Genomic DNA, 25,898 nt, shown 5'->3' with positions numbered 1-25,898 from the left:
AATATCCTTCTACGCGTCCGAAGCGGCGGAGTCCGTAGGCTCCGCCTCATTACCCGCCGAGCGGGAATCCGTATCGGGACCGCGGTTCGCCGCGTCCCTAAACCATCCGGTGAAAAACTGCCAGCGGCTCAAATGCGCGAGCACCCGGTCGGCGGCACGGGCATCAGTCAATGCCAGATGCACCGCATTCTCGCGCCCCAATGCCATAGATAGGGCGTTTCGGTCCACCGGCAAGACCAGCCCCTCGCGCGAAGAGCCTTCGTCACCCTCGCCGACGCGCCACGCCTGGGCCAGCTTGCGCCGCCCGTCCTCGCCGGCATCGGCCGCGTGGAGCAGCAGATGCACCCGCCCGCGCCGCGCCGCCTCTTCGATGCGGTCGTTGCCGAGGATCAGCGTGCCGGCGCGCGCCTCCAGCCCCAGCCGGTCGAGCGTCGCGCGCTGCAATTGCGCCGCGATCCGCGCCCCGAGGTCGGCGGGGACAGTGAAGTCGCCGCCATGAAGCGCCCGCGCGAGCCCGCCCTTGAGCTTGCCCTTCGTCTGCGCGGCTTCGAGCTCCGCCTGCGGCACGCCGATCCACGCCCCGCGCCCCGGCGCCTTGCCGTGGACGTCGGGCGCGATGGCGCCGTCGGGCCCGAGCGCGAGACGCACGAGCCGTTCGGCCGGCGCCACTTCGCCGGTCACCACGCAGCGCCGCTCGGGCGCATGTTGGCCGCGCCTGCTCGCGCGGTGGGTGTCGCCTAGCCGGTCATTGCGCGGGGTCCGCATCGGCGGCCTCCCCGGTTTGCGGCTCCGCCGCGGGCTCCGCTTCGGCTGGCGCGGCTGCTTCGGGTTCGTCGTCGAACCAGTGCGCACGCGCCGCCATGATGATCTCGTTGCCCTGCTCTTCGTTCAGGCCATAGTCGCCCAGAACGCCACCCTTATCCTCGGCGCGGTCGCCGCGGTCGCGCGAGGGGCCACGGCGATTGTCCTGCCTTTTCCTGGCGATCAGTTCGTCGGTCGCCAGGTCGGCGAGGTCATCGAGCGTCTTGATTCCCGCCTTGCCGAGGGTGACCAGCATCGCCTCGGTCAGATGCGGCATGTCGGCGAGCGCATCCTCGACGCCGAGCTCGCGGCGCTCGGCGCGTGCCGCCGCCTCGCGGCGCTCAAGCGCCTCGGTCGCGCGGTTCTGCAGCTCTTCGGCCAGTTCCTCGTCGAAGCCCTCGATGCCCGCCAGTTCCTCGAGCGGAACATAGGCGACTTCCTCCAGCTCTCCGAAGCCTTCGGCGACGAGGAGCTGCGCGAGCGTCTCGTCGACGTCGAGCTCTTCCTGGAACATCGTCGAGCGTTCGACGAATTCGCGCTGGCGCTTCTCGCTCGCGTCGGCCTCGGTCATGATGTCGATCTGCTTGCCGGTGAGCTGGCTCGCCAGGCGGACATTCTGGCCGCGGCGGCCGATGGCGAGGCTGAGCTGGTCGTCGGGAACCACCACCTCGATGCGCCCGTCGTCCTCGTCGATCACGACGCGCTGCACCGTCGCGGGCTGAAGCGCGTTGACGACGAAGGTCGCCGTGTCTTCGGACCAGGGGATGATGTCGATCTTTTCGCCCTGCATTTCCTGCACGACCGCCTGGACGCGGCTGCCCTTCATGCCGACGCAGGCGCCGACGGGGTCGATGCTGCCGTCATAGCTGATGACGCCGATCTTCGCGCGGCTGCCCGGATCGCGCGCCGCGGCCTTGATCTCGATGATGCCGTCATAGATTTCGGGTACTTCCTGCGCGAACAGCTTCTTCATGAAGTCGGGGTGCGCGCGGGACAGGAAGATCTGCGGCCCGCGCGTTTCGCTGCGCACCGACAGGATGATCGCGCGGACGCGGTCGCCGACGCGCATCAGTTCGCGCGGAATCTGCTGGTCGCGGCGGATCACGCCCTCGGCGCGGCCGAGGTTGACGACGATGTGGCCGAACTCGACCGACTTGACGACGCCGGTGATGATCTCGCCCGCGCGGTCCTTATATTCCTCATATTGCCGGGCGCGATCGGCCTCGCGCACCTTCTGGAAAATGACCTGCTTCGCCGACTGGGCGTCGATGCGGCCCAGATCGACCGCGGGCAGCGGATCGACGATGAAATCGCCGATCTTCGCGTCCTTCTGCAGCTTCTGCGCGGCGGCGAGATCGACCTGCTTGAAATAATCGTCGACCGCCTCGACCACCTCGACAACCCTCCAGAGACGAAGATCCCCGGTCTGCGGGTCGAGCTTGGCGCGGATGTCGTTCTCGGCGCCGTAGCGGGCGCGCGCGGCACGCTGGATCGCTTCCTCGATCGCCTCGATGACGATCCCCTTGTCGATCATCTTCTCGCTGGCGACCGAATTGGCGATCGCGAGCAGTTCGGCCTTGTTGGCGGAAATGGCAGTGGCCATCAGTCCTGTCCTTCTTCTTCCATGTCGTCGGCGCCCTCGGTCGAGAGCGGAACGGTTGCGGCAATCAATTTGTCGGTGAGAACCAGCTTCGCCGTGTCGATCGCGTCGAACGGCAGATGATGCTGCACACCTTCCTTATCCAAAATCATCACGACATCGCCCCTGGGGTCGATGCCGACCAGTTCGCCGTTGAAGCGCTGGCGCCCGTCGCGTTTTTCCTTGAGCGCGATCTTCGCCTCGTGCCCCGCCCAGTCGGCGAAGTCGGCGCGGCGCGTCAGCGGCCGGTCGATGCCGGGCGACGACACCTCGAGCCGATAGGCGCCGTCGATCGGGTCCTCGCCGGCTTCCTCCAGCGCGTCGAGCCGGTCGGAGATGCGGCGCGACAGGTCGGCGCAATCGTCGATGGTGAGCTGGCGCGTGTCGGGCCGCTCGGCCATCACCTGCAAGGTCGGATCGCTGTCGCCGCCAAAGAAGGCGACGCGCACGAGCGCCAGGCCCATCGCCTCGGCTTCGGGCGCGATGATCGCGTTGAGGGCGTCGAAATCGACCAAAGGATGATCCCAAATCGGATGACAGGAAAGCCATGCGGAAAAAGCCGCCGCGGCCCGCGGCCCCGACGTCCCAACTGGCTAACCATGTCAAGAAGTGCGCTGCATATAGGCGCGTTGCGAAGAGTCGGCAAGGGGGAATGACGAAGCTGGGGGTATGACCACTCCCCACCCCAAAACCGACATTCCCCCTTTCATCTTGTACCGCACCATGCTCAACGCGCCGCCATGGCCGATGACTCTCCCCTGCTCGCCCTGTCCAATGTCCGCGTCATGGCGGACGAGACGTGCATTCTCGACCTGCCCGCGCTGACCATCGGCGCGGGCGAGAGCGCCGCGATCCTCGGCGCCAACGGATCGGGCAAGTCGACGCTGGTCAAGCTGATCGCGCGCCAGCTCTATCCCCTCTACGGCGCCGATGTCCGCATCTTCGGGCAGGAGAACTGGAACGTCTTCGAGCTTCGCAGGCTGCTCGGCATCGTGTCGTCGACGATGCAGCTCGATTTCGACGCCGAACCGCCGCTGGAAGTGCTCGACTGCGTCGTCTCGGGCTTTTTCGCCTCGCGCGGGCTGTGGGCGCACCAGCATGTCACGCAGGAGATGGTCGACGTGTCGCGCGCCGCGCTCGAAAAGGTGGGCGCGAGCCGCCTGATCGGGCGCAGCATGGCGAGCCTGTCGACCGGCGAGGCGCGCCGCGTGCTGATCGCCCGCGCCCTCGCGCACCGGCCGCGCGCGCTACTGCTCGACGAGCCCTGCGCGGGGCTCGATCCCGCGGCGCGGCACCATTTCCTCGACATGCTGCGCGGGGTGGCGCGGGGCGGCACGACGATGCTGCTCATCACCCACCATATCGAAGAGATATTGCCCGAGATCGGCCGCATCGTGATGCTGCGCGGCGGCAAGCTCTTCCGCGACGGCGCCAAGGCCGAGCTGTTGACGAGCGAGGCGCTGAGCGGCCTGTTCGACCTGCCGATGGCGGTAACGGCGCGCGGCGAGTGGTTCGACGCCGATATCCATCCGCAATCCGGGGCGTAGCCCGTCGCTGTCCCGGCGCGGGACATTTCGTTCGCGGCGCAATCTTTTATTCGCACCTCGCGGCATAAGCTGGCCGCGTATCCGCACGCGAATCGGTCGCGCGCGGCGGCACGGATGACGATGCGCGCATGAAGCCCGAACTCAACCTGACGGCCCAGCACGCCTGGATCGACCCCGCGGCGGCGCGGTTGGCGGCGCCGGGGCGCAATTTCTGGTCCGGACTGCTCGGCATGGTCATCGTCGCTTGCCTCGCGCTCGCGTTGGCGGGCGGACAGTTCCGGCCGCGCGGTTTCGGCCCCTACAGCGTCAGCGTGCCGCTCGATTTCAGGCCCTATGACCCGGCGCGCTGGGCGGTGATGAACGCGGGCAGCTATGCCGACGCGCTGAAGATCGACCCGACGCTGCCCGATCCGCGCAGCGTCGACTTCGCCGACGCGAGCGCGCTGCCGCCGGTCGATCCCGCGACGCTGCGCGACGAAGCCTTCGTCGGCCCGCCGGCCAAGTCCTATGCGTTCCGCGGCGCGACCGCGCTCGACCGCGAGCGCGCCCATTATTGCCTGACCGCCGCCCTCTATTACGAGGCGGCATCCGAAAGCGACGACGGGATGCGCGGCGTCGCGCAGGTCGTGCTCAACCGGGTGCGCCATCCGAGCTTTCCGAACAGCGTGTGCGGCGTCGTGTTCCAGGGGTCGCAGCGCGCCGGCGTGTGCCAGTTCACCTTCGCCTGCGACGGCGCGATGGCGCGCGCGCCGGAGCGGCGCAATTGGCTGCGCGCGAGCCGCATCGCCTCCGCCGCGCTGGGCGGACAGGTCTTTCCGGGCGTCGGGCTCGCGACCCATTATCACACCACCGCGATCTGGCCGCGCTGGGGCAAGAGCCTGGTGATGACCAACATCGTCGGCGCGCATATCTTTCACCGCTGGCGCGGGCGCTGGGGCATGCCCGACGCCTTCCGCACCCCCTATCCGGGCCGCGAGCCGGTGCCCGGTCCCTATCTGCCGGTCGCCGACCAGCTTGCCGCGCGCGCGAAGGGCGCGGCGCCGACCGCGCTGCTTCCCGAAGGTAGCAACAGCGCCCCGCTCCCCGACGTCGCCCCGGCGCCGACGCCGAACGCGATGGCCGCCAGCGAGCGCGCGATCGGTACCCCGCCGCCCGCCGCGCCCGCAGCCGTACCCGCACCGCCGACCTATGCCGATCCGCGGCTCAACCAGTCGGGGCAGGTGCGCGACGAATATAAGGGCAGCGGGGAGTGGATCGGCTAAACCGAGCACCCGTTCACGACCGGAAGCGGGCCTGGGCGACGACTGACATTTCATAACCTTGTCATTCCCGCGAACCCGGGCACACCTTTGTTATAACTCGGTCGGTGCCCGGTTGCGCGTTGTCATTCACGAAGTCGAGAATGCCCATGAGCGAGCCATGCAGGGTGGCATGAACCTCGCCGCGCGTCTCACCCGCATGCAGCACGATCTTGCCGACGAGCGAGCGGATGTCGGCTGACGCATCGAGCCGCGCCTGCGGGTCGTGGAGCGTTTCGGTGAGCCTCGCGACCTTGCGCTTGTAAATCTCGGCTACACCGGGATGGACATCGGGGATGCCAGCGGGCGCCTCGGCCAGCCGCGCGGTGATTTCGGCTTTCTCGCGTTCGAGTTCAGCCATGCGCGTTTTCATGGAGGGCTGATAAAGCCCGTCCTCGATCGCCGCCATGATGCCCGCGATAGCCTTGTCGATCTTCGCAAGGGCACGGCTGTCGGCATCGGCTTGGATACGACGCTCGCGATTCTCGCGGTTGATATGGTTCGCATAGGCGGCGACGGCCGCGTCGATCTTGTCAGCCGACACCAGCCGGTCGACGATGCCCGCGAGCGCCCGACGCTCCAGTTCCTCGCGCCGGATCGTCCGGCTGTTGGAGCAGGTGCGGCTGCGATAATGGCCGACGCAGCCATAGCGGTCACTGACGACGATGGCGAAGGTACTGCCGCACGCACCGCATTCGAGCAGGCCCGAGAGCAGATAGGCTGGACGCCGCTTGCCATGCAGCGCCCGCGCCTGCGCCGCTGCCTTGATGCCCTTGTTCCGCGCGGCAAGCGCTTCCTGTTGGCGCTTGGCCGCGTCCCATAGCTCGTCGCTGACGATGCGCAGTTCGGGCACCGCCTTTCGTACCCACTCGGATTCGGGGTTGAGCCGGGTGACCTGCCTGCCGGTGGTCGGATCTTTCACATAATGTTTGTGGTTCCAGACGCGGACGCCGACGTAGAGCTCATTGTTCAGAACACCGACCCCCCGGCGCGGGGTGCCCCGGATGCTCGTGTCGCGCCACGGCTTTCCCGACGGCCCCGCAATGCCCTCGACGTTGAGGTCGCGTGCGATGGCGATGGGGCTTTTGCCAGCGGAAAATTCTCGGAAGATGCGCTCGACGATAAGCGCTTGCGTGGGATCGACCTCGCGCTCGCCGCGCACAAGCTCTCCTTCGCTGTTGAGGCGCCGGACCATGCGGTAGCCATAGCCGACCGCGCCGGCGGAGAAGCCCTTCTCGACCCGCCCGCGCAGGCCGCGATGCGTTTTCTTGGCGAGGTCTTTGAGGAACAATGCGTTCATCGTGCCCTTGAGCCCGACATGCAGCTCAGAGATTTCGCCTTCGGCGAGCGTGATCAGCGGCACCCGTGCGAACTGGAGATGTTTGTACAAGGTCGCAATATCGGCCTGATCGCGCGACACACGGTCGAGGGCTTCGGCGACCACGATGTCGAACTTGCCGCCCTGCGCATCGGCGAGCAGCTTCTGGACGTCCGGCCGCAGGATCATGCTGTCGCCCGAGATGGCGGCATCGGCATAGCTCGCGACGATCTGCCACCCTTCGCGCTCCGCGCGCTCGCGGCAGAGCCGCTGCTGGTCGGCGATCGACGCGGCATTCTGCTGGTCGGAGGAATAGCGGGCATAGAGCGCGGCGCGGATCATCGTGGCTTCCTTTCGAATGGCGGGGGAAGGCCCCGCACAGCCGGGTAAGACAGTGTCCCGCGCCAACACCCTAAGGTCAATGCGTCGGCGCCTTCGGGTTTTTCAGAGGCTCGTTGTCGTTCGCCGCCTTGCGGGCACGGATATGCTCGCGGGCGATGTGGCGACCGATCGCTTCGGCGATACGCGTCAGCGCCGCATCGACAGCGGCGGGATCGACTACGCCATTATCGTTCGCGGCCACGATGCCATCGCGCGGCGCGTCATCCTCTCGCATGACCGGGCCGCTGCGCATCGCGATTGTTGTTGTCGGCGCGATAGGCGGGCGGATCGGCGATCCAGCGGTTGACCGCGGACTCGTGCCACCCGGCACCGTGAACGCTGATCTTCACCTGCTCTGGAAACGTACCGTCGGCAATCTTGCGATAGAGCGTCGAGCGTGAGAGCCCGGTGCGGGCGAGCACAGTCTGAAGGCGGATGATCCGTTCGGGCACAGGCATGGGGGTTACTCCTTCGGCTGGGGTTGGCTGGGCTCCCTTGGGGCTAGAATTGGTGATATCGCCGCGCCGAACAACTGCCTCCTCGCGGCGTCTCAGCCTGCGCAGGGTGGGGCGTCGTCTCTTGTCTTTTCCTGGCGTCCGTTGTCGTTTGACGGCGGGGCCACAATTTTTTTCCCATGCCGTCCCAATCACGGATTTGGTGCCGCCTGGGGCAGCCGGCTCTTGCCTCTGTGGCCGCGCGACGCGCGCCGAATCGAGTGGACGGAGCGTTTGCCGATGCAGATTCGCTTTTGGGGATCGCCCAGGTTGCGAGGAGATCATTGCATGACGTCATGCGCCAAGGATCGGCGGAACTGCGCCTCCTGGAAACTACGGTTTCAGCGCATTTTGGCGCGTTTGAAGGAATTCAGCGCACGATGTTCGCCAGCAGCTATTGAACGCCACCCCGCAAATCCATTCTCGCTAGTCCGCGCTTCAGCTTTGCGCCTCATGTCGACCATACCACCAACATCGAACAGAGCCGGAAGGCCGACATTGTAGCGCAGTCGGTAGCGTCAGTGGGGATAAGGGCTTTGCCATTGGGGCGCCGATTGCCGTTTCCCCGTTCGCCATCGGAGACGTCTCGGCAAGGTAGCACGCTTATTAGGCGTGCCGATCCACAGCTAGCCCCCCGCCGAAACGGAGCGTCGCAGCCTACCGTTCCGGCACGGGGATTACGATTGTGGAGGCCGACTCTCGAAACGCTAGGGCCGGATGGTCAAAAGCTCTTCAAGCGTCATCCGTTCGTAGCCATCGACCCAATCTATGGCTCCTCGATGGATGATGGTGAATTCGGTCGCCGCGAGTTTCCTGACCCCGCCCTTATAACCCTTGGACGGCCTCTTGTTTTCCCCAATACCGATCTCGATCGCCCAGCACTCACCATTTGGCCACCTGAGCACCAGATCTATCTCGTCTAGATCGGCCTCCCGCCAGACGAACACCTCCGCTTCCAATCCGTAGCGCTGGCAGATCGTCCGGACTACGAACCCTTCCCAACTTCTGGCAAAATATTTGCGGCCTTTTCCGATCTGCTGCCACTTGGGATTGAACAGGCGATGCAGCACTCCGGTATCGCAGAAATAGTAGATGTCCGGCCGACCCTCGTCGGGCAGACAGGGAACGCGAAAGATCAGCCCGGCCGCACAAAAATGATCGACGAGATCGTTGAAGGACTGGGTATCATAACCGAGACTCCTTTGCAGCGTATCGAGATTGTGTCCGTTGTGGCGCGCGAAAATGCGAAGCAGTTTGCCTGCATCAATGGCAACGCCGCGCCGGGTCATCTCCGGAACGATGACGAGGTCGGTCGCGATCAAATCATCCAGGTAAGCTTGGCTAACCTGATCGGTTGGCGCGAACAGGCTGGCCCGAAAACCGCCGCGCAGCCAATGTACATTCAGATCGAAGGAAGCCAACAGGGCTTCCGGTTCTGCCTCGGCAGCAGCCGATTTCGTGAGATCGGGGACGGGCAGAGGCGGCACCCATTCCCATGCCTCTACTCTCTCGGGAGCGGCGCGATTACGACCTTTGCCGCCGTCAGCCACGCGACAGATCGATGACCTTCACGACGACATTCCCATCGCGCGCGGCCTTACTGCAGCTTGTGAGCGCCTCCTCAAGCTCGCGAGGCGTCGCGGGCTTTGAGATGCCGGACCCTTGTGGAGCACCTGTGAGCGTCTTGCCGCGGTTGCCGAACCAAAGAACCAGCAAAATTCCATATCCGTCGGCCTTATGGTCGGCTGCCTGCTGCGCCAAAAGTTGATCGTCCGCCGCGCGCCAAAGCTCGCTGTGCCACTGCCCCTTGACCTCGATCGGTAAATGCAGCCCAGCGATGACGCAGGCGATGTCGCCTTCCCGATCATTGCCGAGGTGCTTTTCGGGGCTGAATTCGATCTGGTCTTCATGCTGCTGGAGGATTTCGATGATCCTGTCGCGGCATTGCTCCTCGCTGTGCGGAGTTTTTTTGTCGTCGCGAAAGAAGGTAACCCAAGTGTCCGTGGGATTATTCTTTATCTGTGCCTCGACGAGTTCGATCAGCTGTAGAACCCGAACCTGGAGGTCGCGCAGGTTGTGCGGTGGTCCCGAGGTCAAAATATCTGCCAGCGCTTGCACGGAAAGCGTGGAACGCGCCTGCTCGGCCCGTTGCCGGCGGTTTTCGGCGAGCACAGCAAGCACGCGATCACGGTAGCCATCCTCGACCCCCGCGAGCGCCTCGAGCAAATCCGCCCCGCGCCCGGAAAGATCGGTGCCAAGCCGGTCGATCATTCGGGAGAGCGCTTCCGTTGCGTCCCACGGATTGCTCTCGCCAATCGTTACGCCCGAGGGGCGATGCACCAGCGGGAAGCGCTTCCGGAAATGCTCGATCAACCAAGCCGTCAGTTCCAGCGACATCGCCTCGAACGTATCGTCATAGGGACGCCGCGCGCCCATCCGCGATCGCACCGCCCAGAAAAGCCCCGGCTGGCTCGCAGCCACTGTCGCAAGCGCTGGCGCCATGGTTTCAAAATTTGTGATCAGCGCGGCGGCCTGCCAATTGTGCAGCCGTTCCTCGTGCAATTCCTTCATTGCAAGCCGTTGCTCGATCAGCGGAGCGAGAATAGCCCAATCTCCTTTTCGGAGGAGCACGTCCATGAGCTCGGCCTCGGAACGGAAGTGCATATCGGGAAAACGGTGGAGCCATTCCGCGACCAGACTATCGACGAGATGGGGATGCGCGGCGCGCCCTTCCTGCAAAATCTCATAAAGACCCGTGGTGAACTCGCTGACCTTGGCGAACGATGGTTCGACCATGAGGCGGGCATATTCTTCGAAGGCTCCCTTGTCGGAAACGATGCGATCCCAAATGGCCTTTCGAAGATCGGACCATTCGTCGGACTGGAGCGCAAAATTCGCGGAATGGAGCTGAGCGGCGACCAACTGGTCGCGTGTCAGATCGCCCAGTGCGCCTGTCGTACGAAACCGCTCTGCAAGGCCTGCCAGCAGAATATAGCGCGCGCTCCACATCCGGTTCTCGGCATAGCTCGCGGCCGCATCGGCAGCGCTCGGTTCGAGCGGAGCGATACCGAGATAGGTTTCTAGACCTATCCGGATCGACGGAAGCATGTCCTCGCCGCACAAAGCAATCAGGCGCGCCTCCGCACCTTCGAGACTTTCAAGATCGGAGTATCGCGCAAAGTATACGTTCGCGACCTGCTGGATCACACCGTAGCGCGCCTGCTCGACCTGCTTGCGTTCCTTGGCTACGCCCTCCCGGAAACTGGCCCAGCGCACCTCGCGCTCGGACGCCCGCTCGGATCGCTTCTTTTCCTGCTCGACTTCCCAAGGGTGCTTCCCGGGGTTGAGCAAGGATTCCAGCAGCGCGTGATATTCGTCATCGCTACCGGAAAAGCGTCTTGCTGCAGCACGAGTCTCGACACCCTCGGTTTCGGAGTGACGGATCGATCGCACTGCGGCTTCCCATGGGAAGCTCGCATCCTGCTTCTCGAGAAACGCAGCGAGATCACCATCGGTAAATGCGAGGTCGTGCTTTGCGTCGGCCATTGCATAGTTGGCCTCGAAAAACTCCTTCGGCGTCTTGATCTGCCCCAGTTTGTGAATCTGGATGGCGCGCCGGACCTCGTCATTCTCGCGCAGAAATTGAGCGATCGTCTTCTCGTCGCTCGCAACATAGCTGTCCCGGCCGCCGAATGCCTCCAACCATCTGATCAGCCGCACGGGATCAACTGGACCAACCATCAAATGCCGTGCGACGAGCGCATCGCCCAGCCCGATAACGTCGGCTGATTCGATACTGCGATATTCCGGCAGAAGCGCGTCCGCATAATCAGCGAAGCAGTCGAGGAATGAGATCAGACGAGCGTCGGGCACGTCCCGCCGATAGCTCCAGGTTTTCGCAGACATGCGATCTTCCCCCTCTTGGGGAACCGCGCAAAGCGCATTGCCACAATCGGCCATAATCGTCTGCACGATCTGCTCGTCATCGAACAGGTCAAGACCAGCTTCGAGCATAAGGCTCGAAGCGAGCCTCGTTGAGTCATTCGTCGCTTGCCGACGAAGCTCTTCCACCAGAGCCCGAATATCTTCTGCGTCCACATTTCCTATGACAGCCTTGGAAAGCTCCTCCCGCAATGGGTAGAAGGCGTCCTCATCTAGCACCGCAGTGCGCAGCTGAGACACGACATCTTCCGGGAGTTGTTCCCCCTTGAACTGAGATGCCAGCAAGAGGCGCAGCCGTTCGTTTCGGTTTTGGTCGAGCACGGCATCAATGGAATGCTCGCGCATATGTCCGCGAACGAGGGCCTTGGCGCGAAAATCTCCCCACCCCGCGAAATAGGGATCTGCCTTCGCAAGCTCTTCCAGCGCGCGGAAGAGCGCTTCCGCCTCATCATCGCGAAGCGCATCGGCATCACCATATTCGACCACCGCCATCGGATCGGTCTTAATGACCGAGAGCGAGAAGTCCCGATACTGCGCCAACCACGCGAAAAGCCCACGCAAGCTGGCAGGAACGACATGATGAACGGTGAGCGCTGCCAGAAGCCGTTCGCGCGCCTGATCTGATTTTGCCCGACGTGCGAGCCATCTTGCAGCAAGCCATTCGCCGATACGGCGGTGGGCGTATAAGAGCCGATTGGGATCGCCGGGATAAGCCCGGATTAGGCGATTGCCCGAGACGAGATTCCAGTCCGTATTTCCCGGAAGCGGTTCCAGTTCCGACAAGCGAAGGTCTCCATCGTTCGGAGCCGCAGCGGCCTTCGCCAACGCCGCCTTGCCCGACAGGATCAGCGCGGCGAAGGCCGCGCCAAGAACATCCAGCCGAGCGTCCATGGAAACTTCGGCGCCGCGCTCGCGCCGGGCCTGATTTCCTTCGGGCAAGTTCAGCTCGACATAACGCGAGAACAGGTCGCCGGTCGTCTTGGGCGACTGGCCTGCCCTAACCACTTCAGCAAGCATGATCAGCGTTTGCGGATTGCCGAGCCATTCGCTGAAGCCCAAGCGCTTGTAATCGGCAAAGACGGCTGCCGCTCCCTCGGATCCGAGTTCGCCGGTAAGAAATCCGCGGATCTGGCTTTCGTCGAAGGGCTGCAACTGTAATTCCAAGGGCGCCGCGCCGAACGTTTCCCTGATCAGGGAAACAGTGGTAGCCGCCTGCCAATCTTCGGATCGGCAACTCAGAATGAAGCGACCAACACCGGATTGCTCGATCTTCGCGAGCGCGCCGCTAACTGCCTCGCCCTCCCTGAAGGCTGAGGCTTCGTCGAGCGCATCGACCAAAAGACAATCTACGCCTGCGACAAGCTTGACCGGATCGTGATGGTTGATGAGACGCTGCGCGGTGACGAGCTTGACCCTCTCGCCCTGCAATTCTTCAAGGAGGCGGGACTTCCCCATTCCCGCTTCACCAAGAATGACGAGGTTCGCCGGGAGAGCCAGAAGGTCGGTGTGATGGATCAACCGCTCCGAGCCATCGATCCGAGCGGTTAGTGCGCGAGGCAGAAAGTGCGGGATCGGCATCGTTCGAAGATAGCGTCCCCTACAAGGAATTAAACCTCAACCTAAACCCGAAAATGCTGATTAAGGCCCATGCCGTCGACGAGGCGGATGTTCGGCTCCGCAGTACGTCCTCATTCACCTGAACTGCCTTACAAGCCGACAGTCTCTAGTCGGCCAGTTCCGAAGTGCGCTGATAGGCTGGCGATCCTCGGAATGGACTGGTTATCGACGCCCCCCGCAGAGCGCCGGGCAATCTGTTCTTGCCAAGTGACGGGCATTGCCCGAAGATTCCTGCACGCATGCGAACAGACGTCGATCATCTGCCAGCCGCCAAGCAGCGCGAGCTCGAACGCATCGTCGAAATCATCTTCGACGAGTTCGGTGCCGCGACCGAGAATGCGACCGGGCGCCGCAAGGGCGCCCGCATATTGAAGATCATCCTGTTCGGCAGCTACGCGAGGGATGATTGGGTCGACGCGCGGGCGTCTGCCAACCAGTATAAATCCGATTACGATATTCTCGTCATCGTCAGCCAGAAGGAACTGACTGATCGCGCCGCCTATTGGGCCAAGGCCGAGGAGCGGCTGATCCGGGCGTATACGATCGAAAAGACGCTGCGCACGCCGGTCAATTTCATCGTCCACTCGCTCCACGAGGTCAACGATGGGCTCGCGCATGGCCGGGTCTTCTTCATGGAGGTCGCGAAGGATGGCATCGCGCTTTACGAGGCTGATGATCGTGAATTGGCGACGCCGAAACCGAAGACTTCGGAGCAAGCTTTGGCGACCGCGAGAGAATATTTTGAGGACGGATTCCCGTCTGCGATGAAGCGGTATGAATTTGCCCGGTTTGGAATCGACAAGGGGTATTTGAAGGACGCTGCCTTCGATATGCACCAGACCACCGAGCGTCTTTATGCCTGCCTACTGCTGACGCTGACCTATTACACGCCGTACAACCACAACATCGCATTCCTGCGTTCGCTCGCCGAGGGGCTGGACCGCCGCCTTTACGGCATCTGGCCGGAAGCCAATCGCCGCGAACGCGCAATGTTCCAGAAGTTGAAAGAGGCTTACACCAAGGCCCGCTATTCCAAGCACTACCGGATCAGCGAAGAAGAGCTGACCTGGCTCGGCGAGCGTGTCGAGGAACTCGGCCGCGTCGTCCATCAGGTCTGCACCGACAGGATCACGGAGCTCGAAAAGGCCGTGCGCGAATAGACGCGGGCGGCCGCCCGGCTTGCCGGGCCTCCCCGCTTCTGGCATAATCCCGCCCACGGGATGGAATGACTGGCGGCCATCCCGAGGAACGTCCTGCCAGCATCATGCAGGTCCGGCCGAGGGTCGGGCAGTTGCTGTAAGCCGATCGATCGGCACACAGCGGACACCGCTTGCACATTCGCGCGCTGACGCGCGGACCGCCGCTGTGCGAGCTCAACATGCATACCCCCAAAGCGAACGACGTTTACGCGCGCGAAGTCGTGATGGCGCGCGTCGGCCATCTGATCCGCCGCAAGCAGCAGGAGGTCGAGCGGATCACGCGCATCTTGCGCGCCTGCTTCGATCCCGATGCGGTGCAGGCGCCCGAGCCGGGCGAGATTCGCCGCATCATCCTGATCGGCCCCTATGCGCGGACGAGTTGGTACGAAGACGATGATACGATCAACTTTTCCGATTACGAATTCTGGATCGTCGTCAATCATCCGCTGTTCAAGGAAGCCGAATGCTGGACCCGCGCCCGTGACGTGATCGACGACGAGCTCGGCAATCGCTGCGCGGTTGGCCTCGAGTTTTACTCCAGAGCCGACATCCGCGTCGCCAAGGCCGAGCGCGACACCTTCATCCTCGACCGTATCGAGGCAGGCATCACCCTCTATCGCGCTTCGCGCGATGCGCCGCTCTTGCCGCGCGAGCGTAAAGGGGTGCGGCCGTGACCGCGCCGGCTTCGGCGGTCGCCTTCGACGCCTTCTATCGGGCCGAACGAGCGCGGGTGCATGGCTTTTTCCGGCGGAAGGTCGGGCGCGACGAGGCGGCCGATCTGACGCAGGAAGCGTTCATGCGCCTTTATGGCAGCGGCAGGTTCGCGACGCTCGAATATCCCCGGGCCTATCTGGCGAAGATCGCGCGCAACATATGGCTCAACCGGTTACGCCAACAAAGGCGGCAGGGAGTCCTCTACCCGTTCGACGAGGAACGCGATGGCGTCACGCCGCCCGAACAGGAGCGAAGGTTCGAGGGAAAGGAACTGCGGCGCGCTTATTGGCGAGCGCTCCGCCCCTTGTCGCGAAAGACCCGGCGCATCTTCCTGATGCACCGGCTGCGCGGCATGGCCTACCGGGACATTGCCGACGAACTCGGGGTGAGCTGCAAGGCGGTCGAAAATCATATCGGGCGCGCGCTGGCGCGATGCCGCAGAGTCACTGCGCGCCTTACTTGAAGTGGCGTCCGGATACGGGCATGTCCGTAGCTTAGAATAGTAAGGGTCATGCCGCCGGGTCCAAGGAGAACAAAAAATGCAAGATGCCGAAGCGCTCGTCACGCTCACCGCCGACATTGTAGCGGCGCACGTCAGCAACAATAATGTGGCCGTGTCCGATCTGCCGCTGGTCATCAAGACCGTGCACGACGCGCTCGCCGGACTTGGGGAGGCCGACGAGCCCGAAGCCAAACAGGAACCGGCGGTATCGCTCCGCGCGTCGACGAAGCCCGACTACATCATCTGCCTCGAAGACGGCAAGAAGTTCAAAACACTTCGGCGCCACCTGATGACGGACCATGACATGACGCCCGAAGATTATCGTGCGAAGTGGAATCTGTCGCCGGACTATCCGATGGTCGCCCCCAACTATGCCGAGAAGCGCCGCGCGCTCGCGAAGGAGATCGGGCTCGGCAAGAACGGGCGCGGCGGACGACCGCGCAAGAAATAGACGTCAGCTCTCGGCGTCGAACGCGCGCTTCCCGCGCCGCTTCCACAGCGCTGCGGCATGGGCGCGCTCGCCGCTCCTGAGCTTGTTCGCCATCCACAGGAAGGCGCCATAGAGCATCGCGCGATCGTCGTCGGTGAGATCGACGAGCTCGGCTTTGACGACGAGACCGCCCAGCTCAATGAGTTGCCGCGTGCGTTCGCGCCGCTTCACTTGCCATTCGCGCATGCCGGTCCGTGCTTTCACCGCTTCAAGCCGATGCCGCATGGCCGTCAGTCGTTGTGTCATTCGCTGCACCGCGATCAGATCGCGCCGCAGCTTTGCTTGCGCCGCGCTGAAAGAAGCGCGCGCCTGCCTTGCGCCAGCCCTCCTCCACGCTTGTATCCTTGACCGCGACGGCGCCAAGCAATGCGCCGGCGAGCATGTCGGCATCAAGCGCATCGGCACCGGTCGCAATGACGAGTTCGCCGAGGTGGCGAACGCGGCGTTCCTTGAGGGTCTTCGCTTTGGCTTCGAGCGCCTTCAATTCCGAATCGATATCGCGGGGTTTGCGCATCGCAAAGTCTCCATTCTGTGGCAATGCGGCCATGATAGAAGAGCGGCGTCGGTGATGCAGTAGTGTTGCCGGGACAGCATGGAACAACCCAGTCCCGCACGAGAATTTATTCGAGAAGGGCGCGCTTATACGTCGTGCCGACGTCCGCTTTGAAGTGTAGATGGATTGCCGCAATGGCGATTTTCCATCTCTCGGTCAAAGTCATCGGTCGCGGCGCGGGGCGCAGCGCGGTCGCGGCGGCCGCCTATCGCGCTGGCGAGCGCCTGCACGATGAACGGCTCGACCGCGACCATGACTTCACCAACAAGCCGGGCGTTGTGCACAGCGAGGTGCTCTTGCCCGAGAATGCGCCGGAGGAATTCGCCGCCCGCGAAAGGCTCTGGAACGCGGTCGAGGCAACCGAGAAGCGGAAGGATGCCCAGCTTGTCCGCGAGGTCGAGTTCGCGATCCCGCGCGAGATGAACCAGGCGCAGGGCATCGAACTCGCCCGCGACTTTGTGCAATCCGAGTTTGTGGATCTGGGCATGATTGCCGACCTCAATGTCCATTGGGACATCGGTGCCGATGGGCTGGCGAAGCCACACGCCCATGTCATGCTGACGATGCGCGAGATCGTCACCGACAAGGACGGCGAAGCGGGGTTTGGCGCCAAGGTTCGCGACTGGAATCGCACGGAGCTTGTCGAACAGTGGCGCGAGCGTTGGGCTGATCATGTCAACACCCGCCTCGCCGAACTCGATATCGAAGCGCGCATCGATCATCGGTCGCTGGAGGCGCAGGGCATCGGCCTCGAGCCGCAGGACAAGATCGGCCCCGCCGCATCGCGCATGGAGGGCCGCGGGCTTCAGGCCGAGCGCATTGAGCAACATCGCGAGATCGCGCGCCGCAACGGCGAGCGGATCATTGCGGAGCCGCGCGTCGCGCTCGATGCGATCACCCACGGGCAAGCCACCTTCGCGAACCGCGACCTTGCCATGTTCGCGCATCGCCACAGCGATGGGCGCGAACAGTTCGATGCCGTGCTCGGCGCGGTGCGATCGTCGCCCGATCTGATCGAACTCGGCCAGGACGGACGCGGCGAAGACCGGTTCACCAGCCACGACATGATCGAGACCGAGCAGCGGTTGCAGCGCGCAGCCGAGGTCATGGCACAGCGCGAGCGGCATCGTGTGTTGAACAGCAACCGGAAGGGCGCGCTGGCGCGCGCAGCGGAGCGCGGTCTGGAGCTTTCGGGTGAGCAGCGCGCCGCGTTCGAGCGTGTGACAGACGGGCGCGGGCTTGGCATCGTCGTCGGCTATGCCGGGACCGGCAAGAGCGCGATGCTCGGCGTGGCGCGCGAGGCTTGGGAACACGCCGGGCTGGAGGTGCGCGGCGCGGCGCTGTCGGGCATCGCCGCTGAAGGCCTGGAGAATGGTTCGGGCATCGCGTCGCGCACGATCGCCAGCCTCGAACATGGCTGGGCGCAGGGGCGCGATCTGCTCACATCACGCGACGTGCTCGTCATCGACGAGGCGGGCATGGTTGGCACGAGGCAGATGGAACGCGTCATGTCGCACGCCGCCGATGCCGGCGCCAAGGTCGTGCTGGTCGGCGATCCGCAGCAGTTGCAGGCGATCGAAGCGGGCGCGGCGTTCCGCGCGATCCACGAACGACATGGCGGCGTCGAGATCACCGAGGTTCGCCGCCAGCATGAGAGCTGGCAGCAAGAGGCGACTCGGCATCTGGCGACGGGGCGAACCGGCGCCGCGATCGACGGCTATGCGACAAGGGATATGGTGCATGCCACCGACACGCGCGCGGCTGCACGCGGCGAGCTGATCGATCGTTGGGATCGCGATCGACAGGCGAGTCCAGATGCGAGCCGGATCATCCTCACCCACACTAATGCCGAGGTGCGCGAGCTCAACGAGGCGGCGCGCGACGCAATGCGGGCAAGCGGCGATCTTGGTGATGATGTCGCGCTCAAGGTCGAGCGCGGTGATCGGATGTTCGCTAGCGGCGACCGCGTCATGTTCCTGCGCAACGAGCGGAGCCTGGAAGTGAAGAACGGCACGCTCGCGACGATCGAACGTGTCAGCGAGCGGAACATGGCGGTGCGCACCGACGACGGGCGCTCGGTCGCATTCGACACCAAAGACTATCGCGACCTCGATCATGGCTACGCCGCGACGATCCACAAGGCGCAGGGCATGACCGTCGATCGGACGCATGTGCTGGCAACGCCGGGCATGGACCGCCACGGCGCCTATGTCGCGCTGTCGCGGCATCGTGACGGCGTGCAGCTTCACTATGGCCGCGACGACTTCAAGGATCAGGGCAAGCTCGTGCGCACCCTGTCGCGTGAGCGTGCCAAGGACATGGCGAGCGATTATGCGCGCGCCGATCCCGCTCGCTCGTTCGCCGAGCGACGCGGCATCGCGTTCGGCGAACGCGTCGCCGAGATTGTCCGTCAAGCGCCCGAGAAGGCCCGCAGCATGTTCGACGGCCTGCGCCTTTCCATCGGCGGGCAGGATCGCGGCGCACCGGCCGCGCCCGAACGGCAACGCGGCATCTTCGCCGACTTTCGTCCCTCGACGCCCGCCGCCGACCCGGCGAAGGCAGCGCAGGCCGATCGCGAGCATGTCCGGCGATTTGCCGTCGAGCGCCATGCTCGCGCCATCTCCGATATCTGGAAGATGCAGGACAGGGACCTGCCCATCCTGCCCCACCAGCGCGCCGAACTCGACAAGGCCCGCGACGCGCTGGACAGGGCCGGCTGGCACTCCGCGAGGGATATGGAGGAAGCCTACGCCCGCGATCCCGGCCTGGTCGGCGAAGCGTCGCGCGGCCGTGTCAATGGCGCGCTCCGCGCGATGCAGCACGAGGCCGACGTTCGCACCGATCCCGCCAAACGCGCCGACCGCTTTGTCGAAGGGTGGCGCGAGCTTGGCCAGCAACGCGATGCCCTCCAGCAAGACGGCGATCATCGCGGCGCCCGCAAGATGTCCGAGCAGATGGCGGGCATGGCGAAGAGCCTCGAACGCGATGCGCAGATGGAGTCTGTCCTGCGCGCCCGCAAGCCCGAGCTTGGCATCCAGATCGAGACGGGCCGTCAGCTTGCGCAGGACCTCGCGAGCAGCGTCGGCATCGAAAAGGGTCGCAGCCTTGGCATGAGCCTATAGGAGAAGATACCATGAACTCCCCATCCACATCCGAAACCGACCCCGCCGCGAGGGCGTTCGCTGAGCTTGGTGAGAAGGTCGGCTTGCTCGAAGCCGCCGTGAGGGGGCTCGTGGCCAAGCGCGATGCCGCGCCCGACTATAGCGACACGCTGACCGAAATCGCCGCATTGCTCGAAAAGATGCGCGTGGCTATCAATGACTTTGCCCGGTCGTCGGCGATGCAGCTCACCCCGGACGACATGGCCGCGCAGATCGCGGCGGCCGGGACAAAGGCCCGCGCACAGGACAGCGCCATCATAGAGAAGGCGCGCGGGCGGTTCGATAATGCCGCGTACCGGATGGAGCAGCTCACAGGCACGGCCGCCACGATCCGCGACCAGCGCCGCCGGCTTCTTTGGGCCGCGGGCGGCAGCCTGTTCGCGGGAATGCTCCTGTGGTCGTTCCTCCCCGGCGTGCTCCTGCGCGCATTGCCGCAGAGCTGGCATATGCCCGAGAATATGGCCCGCCATATCATCGGCGAGCCGTCGCTATGGGGCGCGGGCAGCCGGTTGATGCAGGCCGGTAGCCCAGAAGACTGGCGCGCCATCGTGGATGCCGCACAGATGCGGGTCGACAACCGCAAAGCCATCGATTCTTGCGAGCAGAAAGCCCACAAAACCAGGCGGTCGGTGCGATGCACCATTCGGGTTGGTGCTCAAGCCCAAAGAGCGTGAGGCCGCACGCATCGAGCCGGAAGGGGCGGGGTGACTCGGCAAGAGCCATTGAAGTACTAAGCGAACAGGTCGACAGGCTTTGCATATTCCGGGGGCAACCCGGAAAGGGGGCCTGCCACTAATTTTGTGCGCGAGACCATAAGATGGAAAAGGAAGGACCATTGATATGGCGATCGACAAGGAGCCACTGGATCATGCCCGCACAGTGATTGCGGCCTGGGCCGAAGGTTACAACCAGTCGAGGCCTCATTCGGCCTTCGGATATGAGACACCGGCGGCGTTCGCCGTCGAACTGCATAAGCAATAGCCTGCGCAGCTACGCCCTACGGGCTCCGCTACGCCGGCCATTGCTTACACTGCGCTCATGCGCAACAAAGCTGTAATCCTGGCTAGAGGAAAGCCGGGCGCACGTCAGGACTCGTGAAATATGGGCTCGATCATAAGCCTGGCTGCGGTCAATCCTCGGATGATCACCGGTTTCGGTCAAACCGGCCCTTACGCCCACCGCGCCGGATATAATTTCATCATCCAGAGGATGGACGGCATAATGTCGATGACCGGAGAGCCCGATGGCCCGCCGCAGAAATGCGGCGTGGCCTATCCTGACCTGTTCACCGGAACCTATCGGCGGTCGCGAGCCTTGCGGCGCCGGGACGTCACGGGTCAGGGTGCCCATATCGACATGGTGCTGCTCAACACGCAGGTTGCGGTGATCGCCGGCCAGGCGCTTAACTGGATGACCAGCGACAACGTCCCCCACGCATCGGCAATGGACACGCCAACCTCGTTCCCTATCAGGCCTTTGCCTGCGCGGACGGGAACTGATCATCGCTGTCGGCAATGACTTACAGTTCGCCAAGTTGAACCAGGTTCTCGGGCTTTCGTTTCATATCGACGATCGGTTCGCAACCAACCCGGGGCGGATTGTCCATCGCGACCAGCTGATCCCGCTGCTAGCGCGCGATATCCTCGCCTGCCGCGAACGGGATCTGTCGGATGCACTTGAAGACAAGGGTAAGACCGTATGACCGCTGCGCGACTGATGGCGACCCGACGCTTATACTGCTGTGGCGAGGATCGCTCGGATGGGCCGGGCCTGTCCTCATCGCAGGAGAGCGGGCCGTGGTGGAGGGTGAAGTTTTCGTCGGGATCGATGTTGCCAAGCTGCGCAACGCGATCGCCGTTGCCGATGCTGGCCGGCAGGGCGAGATTCGATATTTGGGCGAGTTCGATTCCGACGAGGCGTCGATGCGGCGCATCGTGAAGCGTATTGCGGCCAAGCATGAGCGATTGACGTTCTGCTATGAAGCGGGGCCGACGGGCTATGGGCTTTACCGTCTGATCCGGGCGATGGGCCATGATTGCATCGTTGTGGCGCCATCGCTCATTCCGAGACGCCCCGGCGACCAGGTGAAGACGAACCGCCGTGATGCGGTCGGCCTCGCGCGGTTGCTCCGGGCCGGCGAACTGACGGCGGTGTGGGTGCCTGACGAAAGCCACGAAGCCATGCGCGATCTTGTTCGCGCGCGCCTGGCCGCCGTCGAGACGCAGCGCGTCCATCGGCAGCACATCACCTCCTTCATGCTGAGGCACGGCCGGATTTTCCCGCGCAAAACGCGCTGGACGATGCGCTATATGCGATGGCTCCAGGAGCAGCGGTTCGAGCATCCTGCTCACCAGATCGCCCTGCAGGAGATGGTCGATGCGCTCCGGTTGGCCAGCGAACGGATCAAGCGTATCGAAGCCGCGATCGAGGAGTTCTTGCCGCGATGGTCGCTCGAGCCGCTGGTGCATAATCTTCGGGCGCTGCGCGGTGTCGATCTCATCGTCGCGGCCACCTTCGCGGCCGAGGTGGGCGACGTCACGCGGTTTGAGAACCCGCGACAGCTCATGGGATATCTGGGCCTCGTTCCGAGTGAACGATCGACCGGCGCATCGGTCCGCCGCGGCGCAATCACCAAGGCCGGCAACAGCCGGGTTCGCCATATGCTTGTCGAGAGTGCATGGACGTACCGCCATCCGCCAAGAATCGGCGTGAAGAAGCTCTATATCCATGAGCGCGTGTCGCCGGCGGTGCGCGAGATCGCATGGAAAGCACAGTCGCGCCTGACAGCGCGATATCGCAAGCTAAGCGCGACGGGGAAGCGAACAACGGTCGTCTGCACGGCCGTCGCGCGCGAGCTCGCCGGGTTCATGTGTGTCAAACGGCGTTCAAAAGGGACCCCCTATCGGCGTCGAAGAGGGACCCCCTTTTCGGATATGATGTTGGTTAGTTGAGGATCGCCTTGCGCTGCGTGCGGCGGAGGGCGGGCGTAGCCCGACCGGAGGCGCGCGCAGCGCAAGATAGATTTTTGAAGGCGCCGAAGGTGGCGGTCAGCTGCGGTTTTTGAAGCGCCAGCTGTCGTTGCCCGTCTCGATGATATCGCAGTGGTGGGTGACGCGGTCGAGCAGCGCCGTAGTCATCTTGGGATCGCCGAAGACGGTAGGCCACTCGCCGAAGGCGAGGTTGGTGGTGATGATGACGCTGGTGCGCTCATAAAGCTTGCTGATGAGGTGGAACAGCAACTGCCCTCCCGAGCGTGCGAACGGCAGATAACCGAGCTCGTCGAGCACGATCAGGTCGAGCCGCGACAGCTGCGCCGCCAGGGTCCCGCCCTTGCCGATCCGGGTCTCCTCTTCGAGGCGTGTCACCAGCCTGTGCGCCGATTGCCACCGCGAAGTCGTTGTTTGCAATGGCGTCATCACCGATGGCAACTGCGCTCGGACTCACCGCATTGGCACTGACACCCGACGCAACGGAATTGACGCCCGTCGCCTGCGCGAGATGACCAAGCGCAGTGGCGTCGACCGCCGTCGCATCGGCGTCCGGACCGACGGTGAAGGCGCCGCTGGCGGTCGAATTGGCCCGCCGCCCGATACCGACCGAATCCTGCCCCGTCGCGGTTGATACATCGCCGATCTCAACACTGATATTTTCGGCGCCGGCACTGGACCCGCCGCCGCTCGCGATCGAAAAAGTCCCGCAGGTGACCGTTTCGCCCCTGGCAGGCACCAGCACGCTCTGCGGCGGCGTTCTACGATCAAGCACACCTCATCATCGCAATCCGCCGCGGCATAGCCGCCAGATGCTAAGCCGATGCGGTGTCGAAATAGGCATCGAGCTGCGAAATCGCGCGATCGCTCAGGCGAACGAAAGCGCGACGGCCATCCTTGCGATCCTTGGTGCGGATAAACCAACCCCGATCGCTCATGACCCCAACCCAACGAAGAGCGGTCGTGGTCGGCACCGATCCGGCGATGCAAAGGCTGGATATCGTGACCGTCTCTCCTTCATAATGGGCGGCGTAGAGATCGAGCAGCATATCCCACGCCGGATCGGCAAAGATTTCCGATGGGAAAAAATGTTCGCGGTGGCGACGCTTCCAAATCCATTCGCGCGCAAGCCGCGCCCGGGCTTCGGGGCCGAGCTTTCGCCCCGCGGAAGCGATGGCTTGCTGACGATTTGATGGGGGTTCGGCGAACCCGATCCAATCCGTCATAAAAGTCTCTCTCGCAAATCATGGCGAGATTCGCGGTTGTCAGGGCAACACTGACCTTGAAGAGGTCGATGGAGGAGCGCGGCACCTTTCATTCGTCGGGCACGGACAGGCGATCTAGCCCGCGGACGAATCCATCGCCGGTCCAACCGCTTCCCGCCGCGCCCGCGCATCGGCATTCGCCCACATTGCGGCCAATAATATGACCAGCATCTGGGGATAGGCCCAGAAGCCTTGCCCTGCCGAATAGAGGCGCGGCCAAAGGTCTGGCAGGACGAACTTCATCACATGCGTCGTGCAGGTGAGGAGCTGGAAAGCAGGCAAGCACAGCGTCCAATAGCGCCGGCTGACGAGCGCATGGCCCAGAAAAACGACCAGCACCGCAAAGTCGAGCGTGGCAACAAGCAGGCTGAAGACGTCGAAGCGCGAATCGGCAATGACCAGACTCGCCAATGTCAGAAGCGAACCCGCGACCAAGGTTAAAATCGCAAAGCGCGTTTCCCGTTCCCCGATGCGCAGCACATGGATGAGCACGGCGAGGAGCGAAACGAGATAGACGATTCCCCAGATCACAGATGTTGATCTTTCACGCTTTGACGTCCCCGCAAAAGCGTGTCAGGCGATCTGAGCTTCAGCGATCGCAGCGATTCTGCCGGCCTTGGCGATCCGTCCGTTCGGGGGTAGCAGCTTGCCGAGATCGCCGGTGCCAACGATGACGTTGCGAAGACCCATCTTGTCCTTGACGCTCGAAAGCTCGTTGTGGAGCGCAACCATATTGGCGCGGCCATCGAACAGTCCGGCAATGGCGAGGTGCAGGTATCCGAACGAGGCATCGCTCACCACGGGCGACAATTTTGCCGCCGCCTGTGCTTCGGGAAGCAGCGTAACGAGTTCGCCCATTTTGGCGATCGCCGCATCGATGGCGGCTTCGGTTTCCTGCACCTGGGTTGCGACCTTTTTTGCGAGCGCGAGACGTTCCTTGAGCATGGCATCACTCCCCGGCCGTCCTCGACGGACTGGCCACTTACAGAGACGACATCAGCTGCGATACGCCGGCGAACCCGTTCAGGAGGACGCCGAAGGTAAGCCCCGCACCCATCGTGATCATCAGGATGATTGCGATACGCTGCCAGATCGAAAGCCTGTTCTCGCCCCCGAAGAAGTTGGCGATCGGACGCGAAAGCTCGAGCCGATGCCTCCCCGGCCCGGAATCGCGTCGCGATTCCGGCTGCTGCAGGTCGCCATGTTCGAGATCGTCGAGGCCGTCGCCTTCCCCCGCCGACGGCCTCTTGTCGCCATCGCCGGCATCGCTTGGAAGGTCCAAAATTTCATATACCAAACTGGTATCGCCCGCCTCCGCTACCAAATCCCCCGCGGAAGCATGGGCCTCCTCGAGGATTTTCGCTGCGACGAAGCGGGACTTGGTACCCAGCTTCCTGCAGGCCGCCTTCAACCGCGCATCGACGGTATGCGGCGATATGTCGAGCTTGCGAGCGATTTCCTTTGAGCCAAGGCCGGAGGATACCCATTCCAGACAAGCGATCTCGCCCGCGCTCAAACTCACTGGTACCACCGCCCCCGGACCTTGTGGTGAATTATCGTAGCTCATCCGCTTTCGACTGTTTGCCCCTCCAGGCGCAGCCCATATCATGGTGGCTCATCATTACAACGAACCATTGGTTTTCAAGGCGAAACCTCCCTTTCACCGATCATGGAGCAAGACAGTTGCTTTTCCACAGGCACGTCGGACGTCGAGAAGCATGAGTCCAGTCATGGTTTCCGCATCGAAGGGATAAGGCACGCACGTTAGCAAAAGCGACGGTCCACAAACCATGTATGCAAGCAAAGTCTGCCTCCGTATCCCCTAGGCGCTGTCTGCATTCACCGTATCCAGATCATGGCGCAAGCGAGGTGTAGGAAGCCCATGAATGCAGGGAGGGTTTTCTCGCAGCGCAGGGCGATGCGTCGTGACCTGACCCCCATTTTCTCCACCAGTTGAAGCTAGAGTCCGACCTGAAGAAGGGACGGACAG

General features: G+C 63.6%; 26 protein-coding genes and 4 pseudogenes. 13 read left to right on the top strand and 17 right to left on the bottom strand.

What is annotated here, in order from left to right; translation table 11 throughout:
• Positions 1-9 precede the first annotated feature (9 nt).
• Genes FHR21_RS15070 through rimP form a run of 3 tightly spaced genes read right to left on the bottom strand, consistent with a single transcriptional unit; the run spans position 10 to position 2,955 of the window.
• Positions 10-765: a DUF448 domain-containing protein gene (locus FHR21_RS15070; protein WP_184099788.1), complete on the bottom strand. Its 756-nt coding sequence runs from the start codon at positions 763-765 to the stop codon at positions 10-12.
• On the bottom strand, positions 746-2,404 hold the full coding sequence (gene nusA, locus FHR21_RS15065; RefSeq protein ID WP_184099786.1) for a transcription termination factor NusA: 1,659 nt from the start codon (positions 2,402-2,404) through the stop codon (positions 746-748). Before nusA ends, FHR21_RS15070 begins: the two co-directional genes overlap by 20 nt.
• Entirely contained in the window at positions 2,404-2,955 is a 552-nt protein-coding gene (gene rimP / locus FHR21_RS15060; protein WP_184099783.1) for a ribosome maturation protein RimP, read from the bottom strand. The genes nusA and rimP overlap by 1 nt, the downstream gene beginning before the upstream one ends.
• Before the next feature lie 225 nt (positions 2,956-3,180).
• On the opposite strand from rimP, the gene FHR21_RS15055 reads away from it, so the two are divergent.
• Together FHR21_RS15055 and FHR21_RS15050 are read left to right on the top strand one after the other, a co-directional pair.
• Entirely contained in the window at positions 3,181-3,987 is an 807-nt protein-coding gene (locus FHR21_RS15055; protein WP_184099781.1) for an ABC transporter ATP-binding protein, read from the top strand.
• Between the two features lie 128 nt (positions 3,988-4,115).
• The gene (locus FHR21_RS15050) at positions 4,116-5,249 is read left to right on the top strand and encodes a cell wall hydrolase (protein ID WP_184099779.1); all 1,134 of its coding nucleotides are present in this window, start codon (positions 4,116-4,118) and stop codon (positions 5,247-5,249) included.
• A gap of 61 nt (positions 5,250-5,310) precedes the next feature.
• Here FHR21_RS15050 and FHR21_RS15045 read toward each other — a convergent pair whose 3' ends face one another.
• From FHR21_RS15045 to FHR21_RS15035, 3 genes are all read right to left on the bottom strand, one after another.
• Positions 5,311-6,945 carry a recombinase family protein gene (locus FHR21_RS15045; RefSeq protein ID WP_184099777.1) on the bottom strand — a complete coding sequence of 545 codons (1,635 nt, stop codon included), beginning with the start codon at positions 6,943-6,945 and terminating at the stop codon, positions 5,311-5,313.
• Between the two features lie 76 nt (positions 6,946-7,021).
• On the bottom strand, positions 7,022-7,219 hold the full coding sequence (locus FHR21_RS15040) for a hypothetical protein (RefSeq protein ID WP_184099775.1): 198 nt from the start codon (positions 7,217-7,219) through the stop codon (positions 7,022-7,024).
• On the bottom strand, positions 7,206-7,442 hold the full coding sequence (locus FHR21_RS15035; RefSeq protein ID WP_184099773.1) for a helix-turn-helix transcriptional regulator: 237 nt from the start codon (positions 7,440-7,442) through the stop codon (positions 7,206-7,208). The genes FHR21_RS15040 and FHR21_RS15035 overlap by 14 nt, the downstream gene beginning before the upstream one ends.
• A gap of 257 nt (positions 7,443-7,699) precedes the next feature.
• On the opposite strand from FHR21_RS15035, the gene FHR21_RS15030 reads away from it, so the two are divergent.
• Positions 7,700-7,879, top strand: coding sequence for a hypothetical protein (locus FHR21_RS15030; protein WP_184099771.1), 180 nt, complete (start codon positions 7,700-7,702; stop codon positions 7,877-7,879).
• A 306-nt stretch (positions 7,880-8,185) separates the two neighbouring features.
• Here the strand turns inward: FHR21_RS15030 and FHR21_RS15025 are convergent, their stop codons facing one another.
• Both FHR21_RS15025 and FHR21_RS15020 read right to left on the bottom strand, forming a co-directional pair.
• Positions 8,186-9,028, bottom strand: a complete 843-nt coding sequence (locus FHR21_RS15025) for a DUF4143 domain-containing protein (RefSeq protein WP_184099769.1) — start codon at positions 9,026-9,028, stop codon at positions 8,186-8,188.
• Positions 9,021-12,998: an NACHT domain-containing protein gene (locus FHR21_RS15020; RefSeq protein WP_184099767.1), complete on the bottom strand. Its 3,978-nt coding sequence runs from the start codon at positions 12,996-12,998 to the stop codon at positions 9,021-9,023. The genes FHR21_RS15025 and FHR21_RS15020 overlap by 8 nt, the downstream gene beginning before the upstream one ends.
• 278 nt (positions 12,999-13,276) lie before the next feature.
• Between FHR21_RS15020 and FHR21_RS15015 the strand changes: the two genes are divergently transcribed.
• The 4 genes from FHR21_RS15015 to FHR21_RS15000 all read left to right on the top strand — a co-directional run bounded on the left by FHR21_RS15015 (position 13,277) and on the right by FHR21_RS15000 (position 15,903).
• Complete coding sequence (locus tag FHR21_RS15015; protein WP_184099765.1) at positions 13,277-14,197, top strand: HEPN domain-containing protein; 921 nt, start codon at positions 13,277-13,279, stop codon at positions 14,195-14,197.
• 218 nt (positions 14,198-14,415) lie between these two features.
• Positions 14,416-14,910 (top strand): hypothetical protein, encoded by a 495-nt coding sequence (locus tag FHR21_RS15010; RefSeq protein WP_246427262.1) that lies wholly within the window; start codon positions 14,416-14,418, stop codon positions 14,908-14,910.
• The gene (locus FHR21_RS15005) at positions 14,907-15,413 is read left to right on the top strand and encodes a sigma-70 family RNA polymerase sigma factor (RefSeq protein ID WP_184099763.1); all 507 of its coding nucleotides are present in this window, start codon (positions 14,907-14,909) and stop codon (positions 15,411-15,413) included. The genes FHR21_RS15010 and FHR21_RS15005 overlap by 4 nt, the downstream gene beginning before the upstream one ends.
• Positions 15,414-15,489: 76 nt before the next feature.
• The gene (locus FHR21_RS15000) at positions 15,490-15,903 is read left to right on the top strand and encodes a Ros/MucR family transcriptional regulator (RefSeq protein ID WP_184099761.1); all 414 of its coding nucleotides are present in this window, start codon (positions 15,490-15,492) and stop codon (positions 15,901-15,903) included.
• 3 nt (positions 15,904-15,906) lie between these two features.
• On the opposite strand, the gene FHR21_RS14995 is transcribed toward FHR21_RS15000, so the two are convergent.
• Positions 15,907-16,128: a conjugal transfer protein TraD gene (locus FHR21_RS14995; RefSeq protein WP_184099981.1), complete on the bottom strand. Its 222-nt coding sequence runs from the start codon at positions 16,126-16,128 to the stop codon at positions 15,907-15,909.
• Between the two features lie 22 nt (positions 16,129-16,150).
• The gene (locus FHR21_RS14990; RefSeq protein ID WP_184099979.1) at positions 16,151-16,456 is read right to left on the bottom strand and encodes a conjugal transfer protein TraD; all 306 of its coding nucleotides are present in this window, start codon (positions 16,454-16,456) and stop codon (positions 16,151-16,153) included.
• Positions 16,457-16,629: 173 nt separating this feature from the next.
• On the opposite strand from FHR21_RS14990, the gene traA reads away from it, so the two are divergent.
• The 6 genes and pseudogenes from traA to FHR21_RS14965 all read left to right on the top strand — a co-directional run bounded on the left by traA (position 16,630) and on the right by FHR21_RS14965 (position 22,607).
• On the top strand, positions 16,630-19,617 hold the full coding sequence (gene traA / locus FHR21_RS14985) for a Ti-type conjugative transfer relaxase TraA (RefSeq protein ID WP_184099759.1): 2,988 nt from the start codon (positions 16,630-16,632) through the stop codon (positions 19,615-19,617).
• Between the two features lie 11 nt (positions 19,618-19,628).
• On the top strand, positions 19,629-20,330 hold the full coding sequence (locus tag FHR21_RS14980; protein WP_184099757.1) for a DUF6118 family protein: 702 nt from the start codon (positions 19,629-19,631) through the stop codon (positions 20,328-20,330).
• 187 nt (positions 20,331-20,517) lie between these two features.
• Positions 20,518-20,754 (top strand): annotated as a pseudogene (locus tag FHR21_RS14975) (integrase core domain-containing protein); the annotation flags it as partial.
• Positions 20,755-20,757: 3 nt separating this feature from the next.
• On the top strand, positions 20,758-21,174 hold the full coding sequence (locus FHR21_RS20935) for a CoA transferase (RefSeq protein ID WP_246427261.1): 417 nt from the start codon (positions 20,758-20,760) through the stop codon (positions 21,172-21,174).
• A 16-nt stretch (positions 21,175-21,190) separates the two neighbouring features.
• Complete coding sequence (locus FHR21_RS20930; RefSeq protein WP_246427260.1) at positions 21,191-21,358, top strand: hypothetical protein; 168 nt, start codon at positions 21,191-21,193, stop codon at positions 21,356-21,358.
• Positions 21,359-21,452: 94 nt separating this feature from the next.
• Positions 21,453-22,607: an IS110 family RNA-guided transposase gene (locus FHR21_RS14965; RefSeq protein ID WP_184099755.1), complete on the top strand. Its 1,155-nt coding sequence runs from the start codon at positions 21,453-21,455 to the stop codon at positions 22,605-22,607.
• Positions 22,608-22,703: 96 nt separating this feature from the next.
• Here FHR21_RS14965 and FHR21_RS20925 read toward each other — a convergent pair.
• The 7 genes and pseudogenes from FHR21_RS20925 to FHR21_RS14935 all read right to left on the bottom strand — a co-directional run.
• Positions 22,704-23,045: pseudogene (locus tag FHR21_RS20925) on the bottom strand (ATP-binding protein); the annotation flags it as partial.
• A gap of 7 nt (positions 23,046-23,052) precedes the next feature.
• Positions 23,053-23,382: pseudogene (locus tag FHR21_RS21325) on the bottom strand (hypothetical protein); the annotation flags it as partial.
• A 76-nt stretch (positions 23,383-23,458) separates the two neighbouring features.
• Entirely contained in the window at positions 23,459-23,869 is a 411-nt protein-coding gene (locus FHR21_RS14955) for a helix-turn-helix domain-containing protein (RefSeq protein ID WP_184099751.1), read from the bottom strand.
• Positions 23,870-23,983: 114 nt separating this feature from the next.
• Positions 23,984-24,400, bottom strand: a complete 417-nt coding sequence (locus tag FHR21_RS14950) for a hypothetical protein (protein WP_184099749.1) — start codon at positions 24,398-24,400, stop codon at positions 23,984-23,986.
• Between the two features lie 81 nt (positions 24,401-24,481).
• Positions 24,482-24,853: a hypothetical protein gene (locus tag FHR21_RS14945; protein WP_184099747.1), complete on the bottom strand. Its 372-nt coding sequence runs from the start codon at positions 24,851-24,853 to the stop codon at positions 24,482-24,484.
• 37 nt (positions 24,854-24,890) lie between these two features.
• The gene (locus FHR21_RS14940; protein ID WP_221235204.1) at positions 24,891-25,475 is read right to left on the bottom strand and encodes a helix-turn-helix domain-containing protein; all 585 of its coding nucleotides are present in this window, start codon (positions 25,473-25,475) and stop codon (positions 24,891-24,893) included.
• A gap of 272 nt (positions 25,476-25,747) precedes the next feature.
• Positions 25,748-25,840 (bottom strand): annotated as a pseudogene (locus FHR21_RS14935) (IS5-like element IS711 family transposase); the annotation flags it as partial.
• Positions 25,841-25,898 lie beyond the last annotated feature (58 nt).

Origin of the sequence: Sphingopyxis panaciterrulae, assembly GCF_014199295.1 — a bacterium.
Taxonomy (GTDB): domain Bacteria; phylum Pseudomonadota; class Alphaproteobacteria; order Sphingomonadales; family Sphingomonadaceae; genus Sphingopyxis; species Sphingopyxis panaciterrulae.
This window is presented reverse-complemented; position numbering and strand designations above follow the sequence as displayed.